Source organism: Mesorhizobium neociceri (assembly GCF_013520985.1).
Lineage (GTDB): Bacteria > Pseudomonadota > Alphaproteobacteria > Rhizobiales > Rhizobiaceae > Mesorhizobium > Mesorhizobium neociceri.
Window position 1 is genome coordinate 31,680 of record NZ_JACDTY010000019.1, and the last position, 23,598, is coordinate 55,277.

The 23,598-nt window shown below is 65.1% G+C and carries 21 protein-coding genes; 12 read left to right on the plus strand and 9 right to left on the minus strand.

The genetic code is table 11. From position 1 onward, the window contains the following. Positions 1 to 2 precede the first annotated feature (2 nt). Together H0241_RS28020 and H0241_RS28025 are read right to left on the minus strand one after the other, a co-directional pair. Positions 3 to 1,661, minus strand: a complete 1,659-nt coding sequence (locus H0241_RS28020) for an ABC transporter substrate-binding protein (RefSeq protein WP_181061015.1) — start codon at positions 1,659 to 1,661, stop codon at positions 3 to 5. A 195-nt stretch (positions 1,662 to 1,856) separates the two neighbouring features. Continuing rightward, positions 1,857 to 2,744, minus strand: coding sequence for a LysR substrate-binding domain-containing protein (locus H0241_RS28025; RefSeq protein ID WP_181061016.1), 888 nt, complete (start codon positions 2,742 to 2,744; stop codon positions 1,857 to 1,859). A 168-nt stretch (positions 2,745 to 2,912) separates the two neighbouring features. Here H0241_RS28025 and H0241_RS36265 point away from each other — a divergent pair, with 168 nt between their 5' ends. The 9 genes from H0241_RS36265 to H0241_RS28070 are packed head-to-tail and all read left to right on the plus strand — an operon-like array spanning position 2,913 to position 14,251. Then, positions 2,913 to 4,331, plus strand: a complete 1,419-nt coding sequence (locus tag H0241_RS36265) for an MmgE/PrpD family protein (RefSeq protein ID WP_328824850.1) — start codon at positions 2,913 to 2,915, stop codon at positions 4,329 to 4,331. 6 nt (positions 4,332 to 4,337) lie between these two features. Then, a complete protein-coding gene (locus tag H0241_RS28035; protein ID WP_181061017.1) occupies positions 4,338 to 5,579 on the plus strand; it encodes an FAD-dependent oxidoreductase in 1,242 nt (413 codons plus the stop codon). Positions 5,580 to 5,598: 19 nt separating this feature from the next. Further along, entirely contained in the window at positions 5,599 to 5,865 is a 267-nt protein-coding gene (locus tag H0241_RS28040) for a sarcosine oxidase subunit delta (protein WP_181061018.1), read from the plus strand. Beyond that, the gene (locus tag H0241_RS28045) at positions 5,862 to 8,714 is read left to right on the plus strand and encodes a 2Fe-2S iron-sulfur cluster-binding protein (RefSeq protein ID WP_181061019.1); all 2,853 of its coding nucleotides are present in this window, start codon (positions 5,862 to 5,864) and stop codon (positions 8,712 to 8,714) included. The genes H0241_RS28040 and H0241_RS28045 overlap by 4 nt, the downstream gene beginning before the upstream one ends. Next, on the plus strand, positions 8,715 to 9,296 hold the full coding sequence (locus H0241_RS28050) for an aminomethyltransferase family protein (protein WP_181061020.1): 582 nt from the start codon (positions 8,715 to 8,717) through the stop codon (positions 9,294 to 9,296). A 9-nt stretch (positions 9,297 to 9,305) separates the two neighbouring features. Beyond that, positions 9,306 to 10,214: a dihydrodipicolinate synthase family protein gene (locus H0241_RS28055; RefSeq protein WP_181061021.1), complete on the plus strand. Its 909-nt coding sequence runs from the start codon at positions 9,306 to 9,308 to the stop codon at positions 10,212 to 10,214. A gap of 10 nt (positions 10,215 to 10,224) precedes the next feature. Next, positions 10,225 to 11,193 carry a D-2-hydroxyacid dehydrogenase gene (locus H0241_RS28060; RefSeq protein WP_181061022.1) on the plus strand — a complete coding sequence of 323 codons (969 nt, stop codon included), beginning with the start codon at positions 10,225 to 10,227 and terminating at the stop codon, positions 11,191 to 11,193. 20 nt (positions 11,194 to 11,213) lie between these two features. Next, the gene (locus tag H0241_RS28065) at positions 11,214 to 12,755 is read left to right on the plus strand and encodes a trimethylamine methyltransferase family protein (protein WP_181061023.1); all 1,542 of its coding nucleotides are present in this window, start codon (positions 11,214 to 11,216) and stop codon (positions 12,753 to 12,755) included. A 5-nt stretch (positions 12,756 to 12,760) separates the two neighbouring features. Continuing rightward, positions 12,761 to 14,251 carry an N-acyl-D-amino-acid deacylase family protein gene (locus H0241_RS28070; RefSeq protein ID WP_181061024.1) on the plus strand — a complete coding sequence of 497 codons (1,491 nt, stop codon included), beginning with the start codon at positions 12,761 to 12,763 and terminating at the stop codon, positions 14,249 to 14,251. Here the strand turns inward: H0241_RS28070 and H0241_RS28075 are convergent. From H0241_RS28075 to H0241_RS28105, 7 genes are read right to left on the minus strand one after another with little or no spacing between them, the layout of a single operon-like run. After that, positions 14,236 to 14,895 carry a cysteine hydrolase family protein gene (locus H0241_RS28075; RefSeq protein WP_181061025.1) on the minus strand — a complete coding sequence of 220 codons (660 nt, stop codon included), beginning with the start codon at positions 14,893 to 14,895 and terminating at the stop codon, positions 14,236 to 14,238. The genes H0241_RS28070 and H0241_RS28075 overlap by 16 nt on opposite strands. Then, positions 14,892 to 16,163, minus strand: a complete 1,272-nt coding sequence (locus H0241_RS28080; protein ID WP_181061026.1) for a Zn-dependent hydrolase — start codon at positions 16,161 to 16,163, stop codon at positions 14,892 to 14,894. Before H0241_RS28080 ends, H0241_RS28075 begins: the two co-directional genes overlap by 4 nt. Then, on the minus strand, positions 16,160 to 17,320 hold the full coding sequence (locus tag H0241_RS28085) for an NAD(P)/FAD-dependent oxidoreductase (protein ID WP_181061027.1): 1,161 nt from the start codon (positions 17,318 to 17,320) through the stop codon (positions 16,160 to 16,162). The genes H0241_RS28080 and H0241_RS28085 overlap by 4 nt, the downstream gene beginning before the upstream one ends. Next, positions 17,317 to 18,639 (minus strand): Coenzyme F420 hydrogenase/dehydrogenase, beta subunit C-terminal domain, encoded by a 1,323-nt coding sequence (locus H0241_RS28090; protein ID WP_181061028.1) that lies wholly within the window; start codon positions 18,637 to 18,639, stop codon positions 17,317 to 17,319. The genes H0241_RS28085 and H0241_RS28090 overlap by 4 nt, the downstream gene beginning before the upstream one ends. Then, entirely contained in the window at positions 18,632 to 19,558 is a 927-nt protein-coding gene (locus tag H0241_RS28095) for a nitrilase-related carbon-nitrogen hydrolase (RefSeq protein WP_181061029.1), read from the minus strand. The genes H0241_RS28090 and H0241_RS28095 overlap by 8 nt, the downstream gene beginning before the upstream one ends. Beyond that, positions 19,543 to 20,973, minus strand: coding sequence for a dihydropyrimidinase (gene hydA / locus H0241_RS28100; RefSeq protein ID WP_181061030.1), 1,431 nt, complete (start codon positions 20,971 to 20,973; stop codon positions 19,543 to 19,545). Before hydA ends, H0241_RS28095 begins: the two co-directional genes overlap by 16 nt. Before the next feature lie 15 nt (positions 20,974 to 20,988). Next, the gene (locus tag H0241_RS28105; RefSeq protein ID WP_181061031.1) at positions 20,989 to 21,339 is read right to left on the minus strand and encodes a RidA family protein; all 351 of its coding nucleotides are present in this window, start codon (positions 21,337 to 21,339) and stop codon (positions 20,989 to 20,991) included. Between H0241_RS28105 and H0241_RS28110 the strand changes: the two genes are divergently transcribed. Genes H0241_RS28110 through H0241_RS28120 form a run of 3 tightly spaced genes read left to right on the plus strand, consistent with a single transcriptional unit; the run spans position 21,338 to position 23,591 of the window. Further along, complete coding sequence (locus tag H0241_RS28110; RefSeq protein ID WP_181061032.1) at positions 21,338 to 21,529, plus strand: hypothetical protein; 192 nt, start codon at positions 21,338 to 21,340, stop codon at positions 21,527 to 21,529. The two genes, H0241_RS28105 and H0241_RS28110, sit on opposite strands and share 2 nt — an antisense overlap. 53 nt (positions 21,530 to 21,582) lie before the next feature. Next, a complete protein-coding gene (locus tag H0241_RS28115; protein ID WP_181061033.1) occupies positions 21,583 to 22,830 on the plus strand; it encodes an MFS transporter in 1,248 nt (415 codons plus the stop codon). Beyond that, complete coding sequence (locus H0241_RS28120) at positions 22,830 to 23,591, plus strand: SDR family NAD(P)-dependent oxidoreductase (RefSeq protein ID WP_181061034.1); 762 nt, start codon at positions 22,830 to 22,832, stop codon at positions 23,589 to 23,591. The genes H0241_RS28115 and H0241_RS28120 overlap by 1 nt, the downstream gene beginning before the upstream one ends. Positions 23,592 to 23,598 lie beyond the last annotated feature (7 nt).

A 23,598-nucleotide genomic window follows, 5' to 3' on the forward strand; every position in this document is an offset into this window, starting at 1 on the left:
GTTCAAGCCTTGTCGAGCCAGACCTTCTCCAGTTGCAGCTCGAATGTCTGATGCATTTTGAGGTTTTTCACATAGGTGGCGTGATGGCGGTAGAGCGAGCGCCAGAACGACTGAACCAGGACGCCAGAATCCTGCAGGATGAACTCGACATCCTTCATCAACTCCTTGCGCTTGGCCGTATCGGCGATGGCGAGTGCGGCATTGAGCTTCTTGTCGAACTCGGGATTGGCGTAGGCCGACTCATTCCAGGCTTCGCCGCTGCGGTAGGCGAGCGCCAGCACCTGTACACCCAGCGGACGCATGCCCCATTCGGTGGTCGACCACGGATATTTCGTCCAGTCGTTCCAGAACGAAGTGCCCGGGATGATCGTGCGCTTGACCTTGAATCCGGCCTCGCGCATCTGCGCGGCAACGACGTCGGCAGGGTCCTTCACATAGTCCGAATCATAGGAGATGAGTTCGAACTCGTGATCCATCTGGCCGGCCTCGGTCATCAGCGCCTTGGCCTTGGCGAGATCGCGCGGCACTTTCGGCAGTTCGTAATATTCGGGATGGATCGGGCAGACATGGTGGTTTTCGGCGACCTGGCCGAGGCCGCTATAGCCGAGCTTCAGCACCGTCTCGTTGTCGACCGCGAGCTGGATCGCGTTTCGCACCCGTTTGTCGTCATAGGGCTTGTTGCTGATATTGGTGCGCAGCACGATCGTTCCCGCGGTGACGACGGATTCCTTGACCAGACCCATACCGTCATAGAGGTCCACCGTGCCGCCGACGGTCTGGTAGTTGCAGTCGATCTCGCCGGCTTCGAAGGCGCTGGCGATGGCGGGGTTTGAAGCGTCCGTGCCGTAGTCGGTCCAGTCGACGCCATCGAGATAGGTTTCTCCGCCGAACCAGGTGAAGTCCTTGCGACGCCGAACCGAGGCCGAGTCACCGACCTTGTAGGAGATCAACTCATACGGGCCGGTGCCGGGCGTCTTGGTCATGTCGGCGCCGTTCTTGTCGAAGTCGCGGTGGACGATGATGGCCGGATAGTCGGCGAAGCCGGGTATGATGGTGACATCGGACTGGCCGCATTTCAGTTTCACCGTATGGTCGTCGACCTTGGTGATGGCGCCTGCAATCGCCTTCTTGGTGGCAGGATCGATCAGCGTGGCCATGCGGCCAGCCATCGAATTGCCTTCGGCCGCCTTGTCGCACCAGCGCCCGATGTTGAAGACGATGTCGTCGGCGTTGAGCTCGTCGCCGTTCGACCACTTCACGCCCTTGCGCACATGCAGCGTGTATTCGGTGGCGTCGTCGCTGACCTCCCAGCTTTCGATGAGATGGCCCTCGAAGGTGAAGTCCTGGGTGTAGCGGATCATGTAGTCGTTGCACTGGCGCAGCACGTTGGCCATTTCCGACCAGTCCCATGTGCGCGGATCCTTCATGTCCTTGATGATCATCTGCATCTTCAGGATACCGCCCTTCTTGCCAGGCTCCATCGTTGCAGCTTCAGCCGGCGTGGGAAGGCCAGCCATTGCATAGGCGAACGCCGTCGAGGCGCCCATCGCGCTCGCCATGGCGAGGAATTCGCGGCGGTCCATCCTGCCGCTTCTGACTTCATCTGCGTAGCTTTCGATGACCGCCGGGACGCGGTCACCGTTGCTCCTGAAAAGTGCCATTGTTGCTTCTCCGGTTTGGGCTTTCCGCCCGTTCATTCCCCATTGCGCGGAGAATGTTAGAGCCGATGCAAAAATCCCGGAAGGGCTTGAGGCCTCACAAACCGCTGAAAACCGGCCTGCGAGACCTAATAAAACAATGCCATTGGCGTCTCAAATTTTTTCACGTGCGGTCATGCCGATGTCGGCGACCGCTCCTCAGGCGCTGTCTTCCTGCGCCCGCGCTATGATCCATTCGCGCACCGTGCGGGCGATGTTGCCCTTGGAAAGCTGGGTCTCGGTCAGGTAGTAATTCCAGGGGCTTGGCGGCCGGACCGCAAACGGCTCGACGAGCAGTCCGCGCCTGAGATAGGCGTGGGCAAGCGAACGCTGGGTGGCGACGAGTCCGGCGCCCATGGCGGCAAGCTCGAGCGCGATGTTGGAGGCGTTGGTCGACAGGCCCTTGTCGAAATCCTGCATGTCGACGCCGAGCGCGGTGGCAACGACCTGCCAGTATTCCTGGCGGCCATGCACGAAGATCCGGTCCACCTTGAGGATATCCTCCGGCGCTTTGACGGCGTGCTCGCCTTCGAGCAGCGAAGGTGCGCACAGCAGCACCAGTTCGTCATTCCAGAGCGGGATGGCGGCGGGCGGGCGATCGTCGAAGCGCCGCGTCGAAATGGTGATGTCGGCGATCTGTTCGCTGAGATCCTCCCAGATCGTGCCATGCAGCACGATCTCGATTTCGGGATGCTTCTTGCGGAAGGCGGCCATGCAGCCGGCCAGCCAGTTTTCCGCAAGGCTCATCGGACAGGAGACGACCACGGTGCGGTTGCGCGACGAGGTGACGATCGCCTCCGTCGCCTGGTCGATCTGGTCGAGCGCCTGGCGCAGCGTCGGCAGAAACGCCTCGCCCATCTCGGTCAGCTTGAGGCTGCGCGGATAGCGGATGAACAATTGCCGGCCGATGTAGTGTTCGAGCGAGCGGACATGCGTGCTGACAGCCGCCTGCGTGTAGCCAAGCTCCTTGGCTGCCATGGTGAAACTCAGATGCCGGGCCGAGCTCTCGAATGACCTGATATAGTTCAAAGGCGGGGGTGGCTTCATCTCCGGCTCCTGCGCTGTGCCAGAATAGGTAGACCATGGAGCCGCCGGCGTTCAATTGCACGCAAGCGACATGGCATAGATATTTTTGGCCAAAGCCGCTGAACTAATTGCGTGAAAGCGCGATGGACCCAAATTAATGATGTCGTGACGACAGAGGGAGTGAAGCAAGTGGCTGTGTCGCCCCATCGCCGTGAAGGGCCGGATGCGAGCGCTGAAACTGCCGTGCGCGTGGCCGACTTCGTCTTACGCCGGCCGGCATCGGTCTTCCCCGCGGCGGTGCTGGACCAGGCCCGCTACCTCTTGCTCGACACGATTGGAATTGCGATTGCGGCGGGGCCGATGGAGGCCGGACGCATCGCCCGTGATACCGCGACCCTGCTCTACAATTCGAACGACCCCAAGCATTGCGCACGCATGCTCTTCGACGGCCGCCGCGCCTCGACGGCGGGGGCGGCCTACGCGGCCGCGACGCAGATCGACAATCTCGACGGCCATGACGGTTACAGCCCGACCAAGGGCCATATCGGCGTGGTGGTGGTGCCGGCGCTGGCGGCGCTGGCGGAACAGCTTCCTGAGCTTAGCGGCCCTGACGCGCTGGCAGCCCTGGTCATCGGCTACGAGGTCGCCGGACGGGCCGGCATCGCGCTGCATGCGACGGTGTCGGACTATCATACGTCAGGTGCCTGGAATGCGCTGGGCGTTGCCGCCGTGGCGGCGCGTCTGCGCAAGCTGAGTGACGGGCAGTTGCGCGAGGCGCTTGGCATTGCCGAGTATCACGGTCCGCGCAGCCAGATGATGCGCGAGATCGCCACGCCGACGATGCTGCATGACGGTTCGGGCATCGGCGCGCTGACCGGCCTGTCGGCGGCGGTGCTTGCCGAACGCGGCTTCACCGGCGCGCCAGCCATCACCGTCGAGGCGCCCGAAGTCGCCGATCATTGGCGGGACCTCGGCGTCTTCTGGCAGACGCTGCATCAATATGTGAAGCCCTACCCGATCTGCCGCTGGGCGCATGCAGCGATCGACGCGACGCGCGGACTGGTTCTTTCACATCACCTGACGCCGGCCGACATCGGCCATGTCCAAGTCAACAGTTTCCACTATGCCGCGACGCTGTTCGATGGCATGCCCGACACGACGTCGAAGGCGCAGTACAGCCTGCGCTTTGCCGTTGCGACCTTCATCCTGCATGGTCGCATCGGGCTGGAGCACATATCCGGCGCCGGCCTTGAGGATGCAGCTGTCGCCGAGATGCTCGCCCGCATCAGCGTGTCGGAGCACGAGCGCCACAGCGCCCGCTTCCCGGCGGGCCGCTGGGCCGATGTCATCATCACCACGACTGACGGACGGGTGCTGACCTCGGGCGATGTCCATGCACGCGGCGGCCCGGAAGCGCCGCTGGCGTCAGGGGACATCGAGGCCAAATATATGGAGTTCGCAACGCCCGTGCTCGGACGAGGCCGCGCCATGGCGATCCGCGATGCCATCCTGTCGCTCACCGACCCCGACAGCCGCTTCACCGATCTTTCAGGCCTGCTCTACGATCCTCCAGTGATCAGCAAAATCCTTCAGCGGCCGGCGTGGTAGACTGATATGCCGCTCAGACTGCTGAAATACGGTCTCAGCCGGGACTATCCGGCCAGCGAGGATATCCCCGCCACGCCCGAGCTCAAACCGTCCTACGATGTCGTCATAATCGGCGGCGGCGGCCACGGTCTGTCATGCGCGCATCATCTGGCGAAGTACCACGGCATCACCAGTGTCGCGGTGCTCGAGAAGGGCTACCTCGCCGGCGGCAACACCGCGCGCAACACCACGACGATCCGCTCCAACTACATCACACCGCAAGGCATCGCATTCTACAAGGAAGGCGTGGCGCTGTTCGAGACGCTGTCGCAGGAGCTCGATTTCAACGTCATGTTCTCGCAGCGCGGCCAGCTGACACTTGCACACAGCGAAGCGACGCTGCGCAGCTTCCACTCACGCGCCGAGATGGGCAAGCATCTGGGCACACGCACCGAAGTGGTCGACCAGAAGACAGTCGAAGACTTGGTGCCGTCCCTCAACATGGACTATGGCGGCGCGCTCGAAATCCTCGGCGGTCTCTGGCATGCCGATGGCGGCACCGCGCGGCACGATGCGGTCGCCTGGGGTTATGCCGCACAGGCGTCGCGGCGCGGTGTCGAGATCCACCAGCGCACCGAGGTGCAAGGTTTTGAAATCGTCGGCGACCGGGTCGAGGCGGTGAAGACCAACCGCGGCCGCATCGCCTGCGGCCAGGTGCTGATCGCGACCGGCGGCATGAACTACGATGTGGCGCTGATGGCCGGCGTCGAGCTGCCGATCCGCTGCTATCCGCTGCAGGCAATGGTGACGCAGCCCCTGAAACCATGGCTCAACACGCTGGTCTCCTCCGTCTCGCTGCACACCTATCTCGTGCAGTCGTCGCGCGGCGAAGTGGTGATCGGCGGTGGCTCTGATCCTTACCAGCTCTATTCGACGCGCTCTACGCTGGACATGAAAGAGCATCTGGCCGAAGGCGCCGTGCATCTCTTCCCGTTCCTGCAAGGTGTCAGGCTGCTCCGGCAATGGGCCGGAATTACCGATATGACTCCGGACTACAGCCCGATCATGGGCGCCAGCCCGCTCGACAATCTGTGGCTCGATTGCGGCTGGGGCACATGGGGCTTCAAGGCAACGCCGGTTGCCGGCAAGCGCATGGCCGAGACCATCGCCAGTGGCCGCGTGCCCGATATCCTGAAGCCGTTCGCGCTGGAGCGGTTCGAGACCTTCCAGCTACTCAATGAGATGGGCGCGACGGCGGCAAGTCATTGAACATGAAACAACACTGACGATGAAAATCTTGACCTGCCCGATGAATGGCCCGCGCAACATAGACGAGTTCCAGTCGTTCGGACCGGTGCGCGAGACGCTCGATCCAGCGGTGACCGCCGACGCCGACTGGTCGCGGCATCTGTTCCGCGCCGAGAACCGCAAAGGCGTTGTGGTCGAGTGGTGGCGGCACGTGCCGAGCAATTACTTTTTCCTCGCCGAGCGCGATCTCGTCAGCAACGAGATCATTCGCACCTTCGATGCCTCGCAACGCAGCGGCCAATCATGAACCGCCTGCCCGCTCCTTTCGGCACCAGGATCGACCGGACGCGCCCGCTGCGCTTCAGCTTCGAAGGCAAAGGCTTCGAAGCCTATGCCGGCGACTCCATCGCCAGCGCGCTCGCCGCGTCGGGGCAATGGATGCTGTCGCGCTCGTTCAAATACCATCGCCCGCGCGGCGTCTTCAGCATGAACGGCGCCGAAGCCAACACCCTGGTGCAACTGCCGTCTGAGCCGAATGTCGCCGCCGACCGCACGCCGGTCAGCGACGGCCTGCAGGTCAGCGCACAGAACGTCAACGGCTCGCTCGCGCATGACCGCGATGCGATCATCGACAGGCTGGGGCGCTTCCTGCCGGTCGGCTTCTACTACCGCACCTTCATAGGCCCGCGCCGCGACAGCTGGCTGAAATTCTGGGAGCCGATGATCCGCCGCAAGGCCGGGCTCGGCGTCGTTGACACCAAGGCTGCGCACCGGCATTTCGACAAGTCGCATCTTCACTGCGATGTGCTGGTGGTCGGTGCCGGTCCGGCCGGGCTGAATGCCGCGATCGCCGCCGCCGAAGGGGGTGCCGACGTCGTGCTTTGCGATGAGAACCCGGAGGTCGGCGGGTCGCTGACCTATGGCCGCCACGACCCGGCAATGCTTGCGGACCTGACGGCGCGTCTCGAGGCGCTGCCCAATCTGCGGATCATGACGGGCACGCTCTGCAATGGCTGGTATGAGGACAATTGGCTGCCGCTGATCCAGGGCGACCGGCTCTATCGCACACGAGCGCGCGAGGTCATCCTTGCCACCGGCGCGATCGGGCAGCCCGCTATCTTCCGCAACAATGATCTGCCGGGGATCATGCTCGGCAGCGCGGCGCAACGGCTGATCCGCCACTATGGTGTGCGCCCGGGGCAAAAGGCAGTTGTGCTGACCGGCAATGACGAAGGCTATGCCGTCGCGCTCGATCTGGTCGAGGCCGGCGTCTCGGTCATGCTGGTCGTCGATCCGCGCGTTGGCGGTCTGCCTGGCCCGTTCGAAGCGGAACTGCATGGCAAGGGCGTGGCAATCCAGAAGGCGGTGACGATCGATGCCGCCGAAGGCCGCGGCGGACACCTTGCCCGCGTTCGCATCGGCGGGCGCTGGGTCGAATGCGACCTGCTGACGATCTCCGTTGGCGAGGTGCCGGCGTGGCAGCTGCCGTGTCAGGCAGGCGCCAAGGTCGGGTACGATGCCGGCATCGGCTCGATGTCGCTCATGCCGGCGCGGGGATCAGTACAGCTTGCCGGCTCCGTTGCCGGAGACAATGGTCTGGAGGGCGCTGTTGCCGGCGCCCGTCGTTCGGCATCGATCGCATTGCAGCGGCTCGGCCATGTGGTTGCACAAGACGCAGTCCTCGGCAAAGCGAAACCATCCTGCCCGGCTCATGTGCAGCCGATCCTTGCCAATGCCAAAGGTCGCGACTTCGTCGATTTCGACGAGGATCTGCAGGTCAAGGATCTGCACAATGCGATCAAGGACGGCTATCGCGAGATCGAACTGGTCAAGCGCTTCACCACCGTCGGCATGGGCCCGAGTCAGGGGCGCCATTCGGCGCTGGCGACGGCAAGGATCGTCGCCGAGGCCACCGACCGCACGGTGGCTGAAGTCGGCATCACCACCGCGCGCCCGCCTGTCGGACCGGAGACGCTCGGCGTGCTTGCGGGCCATCACGAACCACTGGAGCGGCGCACGGCGCTGCACGCCCGGCACCTTGCGCTCAACGCCGCGATGAAGCCGGTCGGCGCCTGGTGGCGGCCCTATTTCTACGGCGATGCCAGGGGCGCGCAAAAGGCAGTCCGCGACGAGATCATGGCCGTGCGCGAAGGCGTCGGCCTGCTCGACGTCTCGACGCTCGGCAAGCTGGAGCTGCGCGGACCGGATGCCGGCGAATTCCTCGACCGGCTCTACACCATGGCGCATGCCAACCAGCCGGTCGGGCGCGTGCGCTATTGCCTGATGCTCAACGAAATGGGCTCGGTGGTCGATGACGGCGTCGCCTACCGCATGGCCGACGATCGCTTCTATGTCACGGCCACGACAGGCGCCGTCGCGCGCGTCTATGCCGACATGCTGTTCTGGAACGCGCAGTGGCGGCTCAAGGTCGACGTCCTCAATCTCACCGGCGCGTTCTCAGGCTTGAACGTCACCGGCCCGAAGGCGCGGTCGGTGCTCGAGGCGCTGGAAAGCAACATCGATTTCGGCCGCGAAGCCTTCCCCTATCTCAGCGGCCGCGAAGGCGTTGTCGCCGGCGTGCCGGTGCGGGTGATGCGGATCGGCTTCACCGGCGAACTCAGCTTCGAATTGCATTGCCCGTCCAGCCTGGCGCCGGCGCTGTGGGATGCGGTGATGGAAGCCGGCAAGCCGCATGGCCTCACGCCCTATGGGCTGGAGGCGTCGCGCATCCTGCGGCTGGAGAAAGGCCATATCCTGATCGGCCAGGACACGGACGCGATCACCACGCCGGACGAACTCGGCTTCGGCTGGGCGGTTTCGAAGAGGAAGCCGTTCTTCGTCGGCAAGCGCTCCATCGAAATGCGCGCGAGGCTCGGCCAATCGCGCAAGCTGGTCGGCCTGCAATTTCCCGCCGGCGCCGGGGACATACCCGGCGAGAGCTGCCTGGCGCTGCGCGGCAACGATCCCGTCGGCCAGATCACCTCGATCGGCTTTTCGCCAACGCTCGGCTCTTACATCGCGCTGGCCTATGTCCATGTCGACGATGCCACAGAGGGAAGCCGGGTGACGGTGAAGTGCCGCGACGGCGCTCTGGTCGAGGTTCCTGTGGTTGGGCACGCCTTCTTCGACCCGACCAATGCGCGGCAGGAAATGTAGATGGCGGGCCTCGACGCAATGCCTGTATTTCCCATCATGCAAGGCGGTGCCGCGCAAGGCACAATGCTGCCGTCCGGCACTGTTGCGCTAACCGATCTCACCGCCACCCCGCGTTTCGGCTTGAAGGGAGGCGGCAGCGCAGCCTGGCTCACCGCGTATGGTGTTTCCCTGCCCGCGATCAACCGCATCGGCAGTCATCGCGGCCTGCGCGTACTGCGGCTTGGCAACGAGGATATCCTGCTGCTTGGCGAAAGTGCCGATGAGGCGCTGGCCGAACTCAGAAGCGCCTGGGAAAATGACACCGGGCCGAAGGGCTATTCATCCTGGCGCGACGAAGGCTGGGCGTGGATGCGCCTTTCCGGCCCCGCAGTTGCCGAAGCGATGAGCCGGCTCTGCGCGCTCGATCTGCGCGCCAACAAATTCAGCGCCGAAGATATCGCCCAGACGCGCGTCGGCCATATCGAAGCCGTCACCTTCCGCACGCCAGCCGGTTTCGATGTACTGTTCGACGTCACCGCGTCGGCGTATTTCGCCCGGACCATAGAGGCGGTGGCCAGGCACTGCACGCAACATCAGGCATAGAGGACATCCATGACCCGCCCGCAAGGAACCATCGCCCCGATCCTGACGCCGTTCGAGAACGATGGCCGCATCGCCCGAGATCTCTGGATCTCGCACGCCAAATGGGTGCTGGACCAGGGCGCGCATTTCCTGTCGCCCTTCGGCACCACGGGCGAGGCGCTGTCGCTCTCGCTGAGCGAACGCATGCAGGCGCTTGAGTGGCTGGTCGAGGCCGGCATTTCGCCTGCCCGGATGATGCCCGGTACCGGCGTCACCGCATTGCCTGAAACGGTCGAGCTATCGAAGCATGCTGTCGGCCTCGGCTGCGCCGGCGTGATGGTGCTGCCGTCGTTTTTCTACACCGCGGCCGGCGACAACGGCCAGGCGCGCTACTACAGCGAGCTGATCGCGCGGGTAGCCAACCCGGCGCTGAAGATGATCCTCTACCATATCCCGCAGAACTCCGGCGTGCCGGTCAGCCCGGCTTTGACAGCCCGGCTGAGCGCGGCATTTCCCGAAACGGTCGTCGCCTTCAAGGACAGCGCCGGCGACTGGAACAACACGGCGTCGGTGATTGCCGCCGCACCCAATGTCGCCGTGTTTCCGAGTTCCGAGGCGCAGCTGACCAAGGGGCTCGCCAATGGTGCTGCAGGCTGCATCTCGGCGACGGTCAATCTCAACGCCGCGGCCATCCGGGCGCTTTACGACGCAACCATCGCAGGCAAGGACGTCAGCGAAGCGGATGCCGCGATCAAGGCGTTTCGCAAGGTGATCCAGGACGCCGGCCTGATCCCGGCGATGAAGGCGGTGCTGGCGGTGCGCTCCGGCGACAAGCGCTGGCTGAACCTGCGCGCGCCGCATGAGAATGCGACGCTGGAAAGCGGCAAGGCGCTGCTGACGGCGCTCGGCCCTCTGGCCGATCATATTGGCCGCGGCTGAGGCTCGCGCAATGTCGGCTCACCCCACCGTCATCCTGCACACCGACCGGCCAGCCGCAGCGGTGGCGGTGCTTGGGGAGACGCACCCGGATCTCACCGTCCACGCCTGTGATACCTATACGGCTTTGCCGGCTCTGATCGAGCAGACAGCCGCGGAGGTGGTCTACACCGTCCGCTTCGACGGCACGCCGCGCTTTCCGCGCCAGGCTCTTGTCGAGAGCCCGACCGTGAAGTGGGTATCGATCGGCGGTTCGGGAACCGATCATCTCGGACGTTGGGATCCGGCGCGCGTCACGGTGACCAATTCGGCCGGCGTCGCCGCCGGCATGCTGGCGGAGTATGCGCTGGGCGCCATGCTGTCCTTCTCGCTCGACCTGCGCGGTTTCGAGCGTCGCCAGCTGGCGCGCCAGTGGGGCGGGGGCCGCGTCGAGCCTATCGAAGGCAAGACGGTCCTCGTCATCGGCCTCGGCAAGACCGGTACGGCCATTGCCCAGCGCGCCAAGGCGATGGGCATGGAAACACTCGGCATCCGCGCCCGGCCGAAGCCGATGCCCAGCCTTGACGAGGTGCACGACCCGGATGCCCTGCTTGCTCTGCTCGGTCGCGCCGACTTCATCGTCTGCTGCGTGCCGCTGCTGGCCAGCACGCGCGGCCTGATCGGCAAGGCGACCTTCGCCGCAATGAAACCATCCGCCGTGCTCATCGATATTTCGCGCGGCGGTGTGACCGAGGAAGCGGCACTGCTCGAAGCCCTCGACGGTAAGCGGATCAAAGGCGCGGCGCTCGATGTCTTCACAGCCGAGCCGCTGCCGGCGGACCATCCTTTGTGGGGCTACGACAATGTCGCCATCACCCCGCATTGCGCGGCCGTCTACGAGGGCTGGGACGTCAAATCCGTGCGCATGTTCGCCGACAATCTGAAGCGCTACCGCAGCGGTCGGCCGCTGGAAAACACCGTCAATCCGGAGCGCGGCTACTAAAGCCGAGGGGGACAAGAGAGATGACGCAGGACAGGCGCGGCGGTGGCCGCAGATCAAAGCTCGGGCGCAGCGGCGGCGGCATCGCGCAACTGCCGTGGCAGCATGTGAAGAACCCCTATCCGCCGATGCAGTTGCTGGACGAAGAGCGGATGCAGCAGCTGCACGACACCTCGATGCGCATCCTGTCGGAGCTCGGCATCCGCGTGATGAGCGAGCGGGTGATGGATCTGTTCGCCGCCGCCGGGGCCATCGTCGACCGCGAGAATACGACCATCCGCATCGACGAAAGCCTGGTGCGCGAAACGCTGCGAGCGGTTCCGTCCTCCTTCACGCTGACCAGCCGCAACCCGCAAAAGCAGGTGCATCTCGGCGGCAATTCCCTGGTGTTCGGGCTGGTCGCCGGTCCGCCCAATGTACATGACCGCATCAACGGCCGGCGCCAAGGCAATTTGCCCGACTATCAGAACTTCATCCGGCTGGCGCACCACTTCAACGCCATCCACATCATCGGCAACCAGGTGGTGGCGCCGATGGAGCTGCCGGCCAACTCGCGCCATCTGGACACCTATTACGCCAATCTGACGCTGAGCGATCTCTCCTTCCACTGCACGGCAATCGGCCGCGCCAGGGCGATGGACGGCATCAACATGATGGCGATCGCGCGCGGCATCAGCGTCGAGGAGATGCGGGCCTCACCCGGCGTGACGACAATCATTTCGATCAACTCGCCGCGCCTGTTCGACGACGCGATGGCTGAAGGGTTGATCGCCATGGCCGAGTTCGGCCAGCCGGTGACGGTGACGCCGTTCACGCTGATGGGCGCGATGACGCCGGTGACATTGGCGGCGGCCCTTTGCCAGCAGAATGCCGAAGCGCTGTTCGGCGTGGTGCTGACGCAGCTGGTCAATCCGGGCACGCCGGTGATGTACGGCGCCTTCACCTCCAATGTCGACATGAAGTCGGGCGCGCCGGCCTTCGGCACGCCGGAGAACGCCAAGGCCAACATCATCGCCGGGCAATTGGCGCGGCGCTACAATCTGCCCTACCGCACCTCCAACGCGAACGCTTCGAACGTCGTCGATCTGCAGGCGGCCTACGAGACCGAGATGGCGACGTGGGGAGCGGTGCTCGGCGGCGCTAATCTGATCTATCACGCGGCGGGCTGGCTGGAAGGCGGGCTGACGGCGTCCTACGAAAAGCTCGTGCTCGATGTCGAAATCCTGCAGAACATGATGGAGTTCCTGCGGCCGCTGCCGTTCCAGGAGGACGATCTCGGCTTCGAAGCGATCAAGTCGGTGCCGGCCGGCGGCCATTTCTTCGGCGCCGAGCATACCATGTCGCGCTACACCACCGCCTTCTATCAGCCGATGCTGTCCAACTGGCAGAACCATGGCGCCTGGGAGGAAGCCGGCGGCAAGGATGCGCTGGAGCGCGCTACAGAGCTCTGGCAGCAGGCGCTGCATGATTACGAGGAGCCGGTGATGGACGCAGCGATCCGCGAGGAGCTCGACGCCTATGTCGCGCGCCGCCGCGAAGAGATCGCCGCCAATCCGGACGGCTGACAGCAATGCCATACGATCTCGTCATCCGCCATGCGACGCTGATCTCGGGCGACGGTTCGCATCGCTTCGAGGCCGACCTCGCCATCGACGGCGACAGGATCGCCGCCATTGGCAACCTGGCCGACGCACGCGGCGCGCGGGAGATCGACGCCGCGGGCAAGATCGTCGCGCCGGGCTTCATCGACGTGCACACGCATGATGACGGCGCGCTGCTGGCGCCCGACGGCATGGTGCCGAAGATCAGCCAGGGCGTGACGACGGTGATCGCCGGCAATTGCGGCATCAGCCTCGCGCCATTGCTTCTCGACGGCGCACCGCCGCCGCCCTTCACGCTGGTCGGCGGCCAGGAGAATTTCCGCTTCGACCGTTTTGCCGACTATGTCGCCGAACTAAAGAAACGCGGCATCGCCACCAACGCGGCGCTGCTCGTCGGCCACACCACCTTGCGCCAACGCTGCATGCCGGTGACCGATCGTCCGGCCAACGAGGTCGAGACGGCGGCGATGCAAGAGGCAGTCGCTGAGGCCATGGCCGACGGCGCCTTCGGTCTCAGCACAGGGCTCGACTATCCGCCGGCGGTCAATTCCTCGACCGAGGAAGTCAAGGCGCTGGCGGCGACGGCGGCACGTCTTGGCGGGCCTTATGTCACCCATACACGCAACTATTTCGAGACGATGGACGAGGCGATCGAGGAAGCCATCGACATTGCCGGCCATGCCGGCGGCAAGCTGTTCATCTCGCACCACCAGTGCACGGGCCGTGCCAATTTCGGCAAGAGCGGTCCTTCGCTGAAGCGGATCGACCGGGCACGCGCGACGATGGATATCGGCATGGATGTCTACCCCTATGCTGCGAGCTCGACCGTGCTCAGGCTGGAACGCTGCGACACCGGACTGAAGGTGCTCATCACCTGGTCGACGCCGTATCCCGAAATGGCCAATCGCGAGATTGCCGACATCGCCCGCGAATGGAAATGCACGGAGCGTGAGGCTGGCGAGCGGCTGCTGCCGGCGGGTGCGGTCTATTTCCAGCTCGACGAAAACGATGTGCGCACCATCCTTGCCCATCCGCGCAGCATGGTCGGGTCGGACGGCTTGCCGCACGACATCCACCCGCATCCGCGCCTGTGGGGCACGTTTCCGCGCGTGCTTGGCCACTATGCCAGGGATGTTGGCCTGTTCAGCCTGGAGGAGGCGGTGTTCCGGATGACGGGCCTGGCCGCGCGCGAATTCGGCATTGAGCAGCGCGGCACGCTGGCGATCGGCAATTTTGCCGATCTGACGATCTTCGATCCAAAGACGATCATCGACACCGCGACCTTCGAAAAGCCGCGTCAGGCCGCCGCCGGCATCGACCATGTTTTTGTCAACGGCGTGTCCGTCTGGAGTGACGGCAAGGCGACCGGTGCGCTGCCGGGCGCGGTTCTCAAACCCGCCGCTTCAAAGATGATCGTCAAAGGCGCCTGCGGCTGCGGCGCCGATCACAGCGCTTCGTAGAGCAGGTCGACGGTCTCCAGCGTGTAGACGAACTCGACCGGCCGCGTGCAGCGCCAGCCATCGAAGCTCTGACCGGCGAGCGCCTTCAGCGCTTGAGGCATGCGCAATATGCCGCCGCCATAGAGCCGGTTGGCCATGTCGAGCATGCCGGTGCGGTGCATGGCCTCGCTCATGCTGCCGCAGGCGTCCTTGACCAGCCAGACGCGAAAGCCCTGGTAGACTGCGTCGAAGACGCTCTCGGTCACGCAGCTGTCGGTCAGCACGCCGGCGACGATCAGGTTTTCCACCTTGAGGTCGGCAAGCCGCGTCGAAAGATCGGTGCGGCGAAAGGCGCTCGGCCAATGCTTGTGGACGACGATGTCGCCGGGCAGCGCCGCCACTTCGGCGCAGATGTCGGCGCCTTCGCTGCCGGCCACCGCCGAGCGGAATTCCTCGGTCAGGATTTCTTCCTGCCTGGCATAGCCGGCGCGTTCCTCCGGCTTCACCCAGGCCTGCGCATGGATGACCGGAATGCCGGCCGCACGGGCGGCTTCGATCAGACGGGCGGCATTGGCGAGCACCGCGTCATAGCCGACGACCGGCCAGGCAGCGCCTGGGCGGTATTCGTTCTGCAGGTCGATGACGAGCAAGGCGGCGAGGTTCATGGTTGGTCCTTGTCGAAGTCGATAACGAAACGCAGGAGCAGGCGAATCGCCTGATCGAGATCGGCAATCTCCATCGCTTCATGCGGATTGTGGCTGCCGTTCTCGTTGCGCACGAAGAGCATGGCGATCGGAATATCGGCGCCCGCGAAGGTGGCCGCGTCATGTCCTGCCCCGCTCGGCACATGCGGCGCCTGCATCTGCAAATCAGCGGCAGCGCGGTCCAGCCTTGTAATCAGCGTCGGCGACATCGTCGCTGGGTCCCAGGTGAAGCGCGGTCCGGCTTCGAAGCTGACGCCGCGCCTGGCACCGATCTCGGCGAACAGCGCCTGCAGCCGTGCCTCGATCCGCTCCAGAACGGTGGCGTTGGCGCTGCGCACATCCAGCGTAAAACTGATTTCGCCGAGCACGCGGCTGCCGCCATGCTGGCCCGGATCGGATTCCACCCGGCCGAAGGTAATGGTGGCCTCGTGTCCCTCGCGCTCGAGCGTGTCCCATTCGGCTTCGAGGCCGGCGACCAGATCGGCGAAGCCGAGCACGCTGTCATGCCGGGCAAAGCGTGGCTCGGCGCCGGAATGGGCGTAGACGCCGAGACATTTGGCATCGACATGGCGGAACCCGCCAGCAATGCCGGTGACGATGCCGACCGGCACGCCGGCGGAAACCAGGCGTGGACCCTGTTCGATATGCACTTCGACAAAGGCCGCGATGCGGCCGGCATCGATGCCTGGTATGCCACGCTGCACGGCGTCAGGGTCGAAGCCTTCGTCGCGCATGTGATCCGCAAGGGAACGTCCACTGTCAGACCGTTTCGCATCCAGCGCTGCCGGGTCAAGCAAGCCGAGCGCAGCCTGGCTGCCGGGATAGGACAGCGGAAACCACACCGCTTCCTCGGCGCGCGTCACCAACACGATCACATCGCGCGGCATGCCTTGCCCGACCAGCTCGGCCATCACCGCCAAACCGGCCACGACACCGGCGGCGCCGTCGAAATTGCCGCCATGCGGCACGCTGTCGAGATGCGAGCCGATGACGATCGCCGGCAGATCGGGGTCGCGCCCTCTGAGGGTCAGATAGAGATTGCCGGCCGCATCGACGCGAGCCGCAGCGCCCAGTTTTTCGGCCTCGTCCCGGACCAGTTGATGGGCAAAACGTTCGCCGGGGCCATAGGCGACACGGGTTATCCCTGGCGCGTCGGTGGTGGCTTGCGCTAGCCGGTCGAGAACGCTCTGCGCAAGCCGGCCGCCGGCCGTCAGTGCGGCATCGCTCATGAAGCAACCTGTTTGCGTTGAGATTCGCGCAGCCGGTGCGGCGTGAGATCGGCCAGCGACACGCCTTGCCTGGCAACATCGTCCGGCAAGCCGCCACCGGCAATCATGCTGGCGCAGACGCGTGACAGAGCGGGCGAGGTCTTGATGCCGTAGCCGCCCTGCCCGACCAGCCAGATGAAATCCGGCACCTCGTCATCGGGTCCGACAACGGGCGAACCGTCGGCGACAAACGTTCTGAGCCCAGCCCAGGAGCGCGACACACGTTGCACCTCGATGGTGGTGGCTCTTTCGAGACGTTCGGCGCCGATGGCGACATCGATGTCCTCGGCATAGGCATCCATCGGCACTGACAGCGTCGCATCGGCCGGGGAAACGAAGAGTTGCCCGGCGTCGGGCTTGAAGTAGAATTCGGCGCCGACATCGTGGACCAGCGGCCAGTCCGATATGTCGACGCCGGCCGGCGCTGGAATGTTGAAGGCGGTACGGCGCTTCGGCTGCAGGCCGACGGGGCGCACGCCGGCCATGGCGGCGATCTCGTCTCCCCAGGCACCGGCGGCATTGACGATGCGCGGCGCGAGGAAGGTTCCCGCCGGGGTTTCGACCCGCCATTGGCCACCTTGTCGGTCGATGGCCTTGACGCCGGCATTGGTGACAATCCTGGCGCCGCGCGCGCGGGCGCCGCGCAAAAAACCCTGGTGCAGGCCGTTGACGTCGATGTCCATCGAATGCGGTTCGATATAGGCGCCGGCCAGATAGTCGGCGCGCAACACCGGCACGCGTGCGATCGCCTCGGCCGGCGTCATGGCGACGATCGATGGAACCAACGCCCGCGCTGCCTCCAGGTCTTGGCGCAAAAGGTCGAGCTGATCGGCGCGCGCCACGGTAATCATGCCGCGCTTGCTGAGCAGCGGATAATCAGAGAAGCCGGCCGGCGGTTCGGTCATGAACGAGCGGCTGGCCAGCACGATGCGGCGGATGACGCCGTTGCCGTAGTTTTCGGTGAAGCTTGCCGCCGAGCGGCCGGTGGTGTGGTAGCCGCAATGGTTTTCGCGCTCGAGCAGAACCACTTTGGCCGAGCGGCTGATCTCGAAGGCAGCGCCGGCGCCGGCCATGCCGCCGCCAATGACGATCACGTCGGTTTCTTCAGCGACACTCATGGACATCCACCCTTCACGGCTTCGCCGCGCAGCACCGGTCGGGGTTCACCCAGCCGCCCGCGTTTGGCGCGGTCGCGGGCGCCGCGGCCCTCAGCGAGATTGCCGGTCAGCGTGTTTTGCCGGGCGCAGTCTTCCAGGGCAAGATCGGTCACGACCGGCACCGGCTTGCCGGCGATCTCGATGCCTTTCAGCCTGGCCCACACCGCGCGGCGCTTGCGCGTCTGGTGCGACTGCAGCTCGCCGAGTTCGACAAAACTGGTCTCGCGCTTGATCGCCAATGCGCCGGCCGCAACCGCCGCATCGAACAGTTCCAGGCCGCGCACGGTGCGCACCATGATGCCGTTGAGGGCTTCGTCATCGACCGCCGGCCCGCCATTCAACCAGGCATCGGTAGCGACGATGTCGGCAACCTGACCGATGGCGTCGGGACAGATCTTGCAGCGCGGCTGGATCATCCATTTGTCCTCGTCTTCCCACAGCTGCCGGTAGGTGAGCTGGAAGGCGCGGCCGTCCTTGGTTTCGATCCGGTTGAGGCCAGGATTGCCATAGCCCCGGTAGCGGAACAGCGCGAGCTCGTCCTCGGTGAGACCGAAGCGCTGCAGCACCTGTTCCGATTTCGACAGGTCGGAAGCGCCACCGCAAGCAAAGGTGAGCGCATAGCGCATCAACTCATCGACGCGCGGATCGTGACGCGCCAGATTGCGCACGGCGGTGATGTCGCAAGGCTTGGCGATGAGCGCGAAGGGTTCGCCACGAGTGAGGACCTCGCTGAAATCCTCAAGCGGCGCCACCGGCCCGTAGCGCGAGCCGGCACCTTCGAGAACGGACGCGGCGTCGAAGCTCAGCCGCCGCTCGCTGCGCATCGGCGCGGTCTGCGACGCCGAGACATGGAGCACGAAGTTGACGCGGCCAGAGGTGAGCAGGAACTGGCCGAGCGCCGTCAGCACTCCGCCGCTCGATGCCTGGAACCGCACTGCCGGGTCGCCGGAAAAGCCGAGGCTGAGCCGCTCGGCAGGCCCCCACACAGTATCGTTCAGCGCGGCAGCAGCTGTTTGCGATGGCGGTGGCCCAGCAATGCGCGTTCCCGGGCAAACGGCGTTGATCCGCGTCAGGGTCGAATGACTGAGCGCCGTGCGGGCGATCGGCCGTAGCCGCCCCTCCGGCGTCATGATCATCTCGATCTCTTGCGGAGCGGCGAGCGACCGGCAGAGCCCACAGCCGATGCAGAGCCCGTTCTCGACGATCTCGCCAAGCGATAGTGGAACGGCCAGCGGCGGCTCGGTGCACTCGGCGGATCGGTCGCGGCTCCTGTCAGACATGCGAACCGACGGGCTCGCTGATGAGCCGATACTGGTCCGGGCGGCGATAGAGTGCGAAGTCGAAATTCACCTTCCGGCAGATGGCGATGAGGTCGAGGTCGGCGCGATGGACGATGACTTCGTCGCCGAGCGAAATCGCCTGCGCCGCCATCTCGCCGGTCGGTGCGATGATGCAGGAGCCGCCGATCAGAGCCTGGCCATCTTCGAGGCCGGCCTTGGCGGCGGCCGCTACCCAAAGCGTGTTCTGGTAGGCGCCGGCCTGCATCGGCAGATGGTTGTGGAACATTCTGAGATGCGCCAGCGCCGGCGCCTCGTCGAGTAGAAGCGGCGTGTTGTAGCCGAGCAGCACCACCTCGGCGCCGTTGAGGCACAGCATGCGGTAAGTCTCCGGCCACCGGCGGTCGTTGCAGATCGCCATGCCAACGCGAACGCCACCATAGTCGAAGACCGGGAAACCGAGATTGCCTGGCTCGAAATAACGCCGCTCCAGATGCGTGGTGGTGCCTTCTTCCGGCTCGGCCGAGCCCGGCACATGCATCTTGCGGTAGCGGCCGATGAAGCGCCCGTCCGGGCCGACAAGGTCCATAGTGTTGAAATGGCGCGTGCGGCCGTCCTCCTGCGCGATTTCGCAATAGCCGAGCGCAAAGCCGACCTTGAGGCGTGCCGCTGCATCGTAGAGGCGCTGCGTTTCCGGGCCAGGCATTGCGCTTTCGAAGAAAGCGTCGATCTCGGCCTGATCGTCGATGCGCCAGCGCGGGAAGAAGGTGGTCAGTGCCATTTCGGGGAAGACAGCGATCTCCGCGCCGGCGGCGGCAGCCTGTTCCAGAAGATGCACGAGGCGACCGACCGTCTCGGCACGCGTTGCGCTGCGCTGGATCGGCCCGGTCTGGGCGACCGCTATGGTCAGGCATCGAGCCATGGCGTCGTCTCCTCGACTGGTTTTCCCGAACGGGCCGGATCGGCGGCGGTGCGCGGCAGGAATTGTCCGAAACCCGGCTTTGCCTTCAGCACGCCATCGGCGATCACCGGCACGCCGCGCACCAGAACGCTGGTCGGCTTGCCGGTGACGGTCCTGCCCTCATAAGGTGTGAAGTCGACGCGCGAATGCAGGGCGGCGTGGCCGAGCGTCCATCTCACTTCGGGATCCCACAGCGCCAGGTCGGCATCGAGGCCGACCGCTATGCTGCCCTTGCGATTGGCGAGCCCGTAGATGGCGGCGGCATTGCGCGAGGTGAGATCGAGATAGCGGTCGAGCGTCAGCCGGCCGGTCAACAGCCCCTCCGAGAACAAAAGTGGCAGACGGGTCTCGATACCGGGAATGCCGCTGAGTGTGGTAGTGAAACCAGGCGTTTCCGCCTTGCCGATCTTGTCGGCGAAGAAATACGGCGAATGGTCGGATGACCAGAGATCGATGCCGCCGTCGATCAGCGCCTGCCACAAATGCTGATGGCTGCGCGGCGAACGCGGCGGCGGCGAAAAGACGAAGCGCGCGGCATCGACTGCCGGGCGGTCGAGGTCGGCCGAACCGATGAAGAGATATTGCGGGCAGGTTTCGGCGATGGCGTCGACCCCGCGCGAGCGCGCCCGCGCCACCTCCTCGGCCGATTGCCAGGACGAGACGTGGACGATGGTCATGCGCGCGCCGGTCATCTCCGCGAAGGCCAGAGCGCGGTGCGTCGCCTCACGCTCCATGGTCTCGCTGTGGGCGACGACGTGGTAGCGGATGTCGGTGCGGCCGAGGTCGATCAGCCGCTGGCGCGTGCGCCGGATGGCGGCGTCGTTCTCGGCATGGACCATGACGATCCAGCCGAGATTGTGAGCGGTATCGAGCACCTTGAAGAAGAGATCGTCGTCGACGGCAAAGCCCTGGTAGGTCATGAACAGCTTGACCGAGGCGATGCCACGGCCGGCAAGTTCGGAGAGCTGCTGCTCAACATCGGCGCCGGTGCCCATCGTCACCACCGCATGCAAACCGTAGTCGATCACCGCGCGGCCCGCGGCACGATCGAGCGTGCGATCGATGGCGCCGATCGTCGACATATCAGGACCCGGCATGCCGAACGGCACGATGCAGGTCGTGCCGCCGAAAGCGGCAGAGATGGTGCCGGACTCGAAATCGTCGGCATTGCCCGCGCCGCCCCACACTGGCTGGTCGAGATGGCAGTGGGCGTCGATGCCGCCGGGCATGACCCAGCGCTTGGCTGCATCGATCAGCGTCTCGCCGGACAGGCCATTGCCGATGGCTGAGATGCGGCCATCATCGATGCCGATGTCGCAGTCGGCCCAACCGTCGTCGAGCGCGACGCGTCCACCTTTGATGACCAGTTCATGCATTGCGTTTGCCCGCCCTCAGCCGACGGCCGCCGTCACCATGATCTCGACGCGGTACTGGTCGCCGGCGAGGCGCGCCTCCACCGTGGCGCGCACCGGCATGGCGCTGCGGTCGATCCAGGCATCCCAGGCCGTGTTCATCATCTCGAAATCGGCGATGTCGCGCAGCCAGATCTGGGCGCTGAGGATTTTGCTCTTGTCGCTGCCGGCCTTGGCCAGAAGGGCATCGATCTTGGCGAGGATCTGCTTGGTTTGCGACGTGGTATCGCCGGAAAGGTCGTCCGCCGTCAGGCCCGCGACATACACGGTGCCATTGTATCGGAGCACCCGGCAGAAGCGTTGGCCGTTTTCAAGACGTTCGATCGTCATGGAATTTCTCCCTGCTGCTTTCGATCCGGCAGCTCGCGATGTCGGCAACTTGCCCATGGTATGGACGGCACAAAACCGCTGTAAAGCCCTGCCGGCGGCCAAGATGCCGCTTTCCGTCGCCAGCATGGCCAAAAAAATCAAAGCCATAGCCGTATCTATCTTCGTTTGCAGCAAATGCTGCCCCGTGTAGCCTCTCGCTCGGGGTGGCGTCGGCGTCGGCGCGGCCAGGGGAGCAGCGCAGCCATGAGGTCGATCGCCCAATCCGCGATGCGGCTGTGGCAAAACGCAGAGCGCTCGCGCGCTTTGCTGCCGATCATGGTCGGCATCTGTCTCGCCTGCATCGGCAGCGCCATGCTGACCACCGCCGTTTCGCTGCACCTCGGCAAGCCCGGTGTTTCCCCCGATGTCGTCCAGATCGTGCTCACCGCCTATCCCGTCGGCTTTCTCGTCGGCTGTCTGGTCACGCGCCCGGCGGTCGCCCATTACGGCCATGAGCGCACCTTCGTGGTGATCCTGGCGCTGGCGCTGCTGGCTGCGGCGGGCTTCGTCTTCACCGATTTCCTGCCGAGCTGGATCTGCTTTCGCCTGCTCGGCGGGCTGTCGATGGCGTCGCTGTTCGTCGTTTGCGAGAGCTGGATCAACCTCTATGCCGAGCAGCACAATCGCGGCGCGATGTTCTCGCTGTACATGCTGACGACGGCGATCGCGGTGCTGCTCGGTCAGATCCTCGTTGCGCTGGTCGGGCCGCAGTCGCCGCATCTGTTCCCGGTGGCGACGGCGATGGTGCTGCTGGCGCTGGTTTCCAAATTCGTCGGCGGACGCTGGCCGGCTTTGCCTGTCTCGATCCCCGACCCAGAGCATGCGAGCGGGCCGGTCAAGCGCCTCGGCCCGCTGGCGCTGTTCCGGCTGGCGCCGGTGACGGTCGTCGCCATCTTCCAGGGTGGCATCACCAACATGAACATCTTCGTGCTGACGCCGATCTACGGAACCCAGATCGGGCTGTCGGCGGGAACGACGGTCGGGCTCGTCACCACCATCAGCATTGCCGGCATGCTGGCGCAGACGCCCGTCGGCTGGCTGTCGGACCGGTTCGAGCGGCGGCTCATCCTGCTGGCGCAAGGTCTGCTGTCGGTCACGCTGTGTGCCACAATCGCCTGGCTCGGCAATTTCTCCGAACCGCTGCTGTTCGTGCTGTTCTTCCTCTATGGCGCCACGGCGCTGACGATCTATCCGGTGGCGATGGCGTTCGGCGCCTCGCAGTTGCACAGCCGGCACATGGTCGGCGCCTCCGGAACGCTGCTTTTGCTCTACTCGATCGGCAATGTTGCGACGCCCGGCGTTTCCGCCGGCTTGATGGCGCATATGGGCGCACCGGCGATGTTCCTGCTGCTCGGCGGCGGTGCGGTTCTGGTGACGCTTGCCGCCTGCTACAATCTGCTGCGCCGACCGGTCTCGGCGAATATCGTGCAGACCGTCGAGGAGCGCGTTTGATGACCACCGCTATGAGCCGCCTGCAAGACAGCGTCATCCTGATCGCGGGCGCCGCCAGCGGCATCGGCGCGGCGATCGCCAGGCGGTGCATTGCCGAGGGCGCAAGTGTGGTCTGCGCCGACTATCATCTCGAACCGGCGACGCAACTTGCCGACAAGCTCGGCCCTTCGGCGGCTGCCTGCCAATGCGATGTGACGGATAGCGGTTCCGCCCGGGCCGCAGTCGAATTCGCGCGACAGAAATTCGGTCGGCTCGACGGGCTGGTACACAACGCGGCCGCACCGTCGACCAGCGCCACCGTCGTCGATCTCGACGAGAGCGCGTGGCGGCGCGAGCTCGATGTCGGCCTGACCGGCGCCTTCCTGATGAGCAAGTTCGCGGTGCCGCTGATCGCAGCCACCGGAGGTGGTTCGGTTGTCTTCATCGGCTCGCAGTTCGGCCGCGTCGCCACCACCCAAGCGGTTGCCTACTGCGCCGCCAAGGCCGGGCTGATCCACCTCGCCAAGGCGATGGCGGTCGACCACGCTGCTGACAAGGTGCGCGTCAACAGTCTGTCGCCGGGCGCGGTGGCGACGACGCGATTGCTGCGCCGATTCAAGGATTTCGAGGCGGCCAATGCCACACTCGGACCGGCGCATCTGCTCGGCCGAATTGCCGAGCCGGATGAGATCGCCGCGGCCGCCGCTTTCCTTTTGTCGTCGGACGCGTCCTTCGTCACCGGCTCCGACATGCTCGTGGATGGCGGCTATGCGACGCGCTGAATTCTTC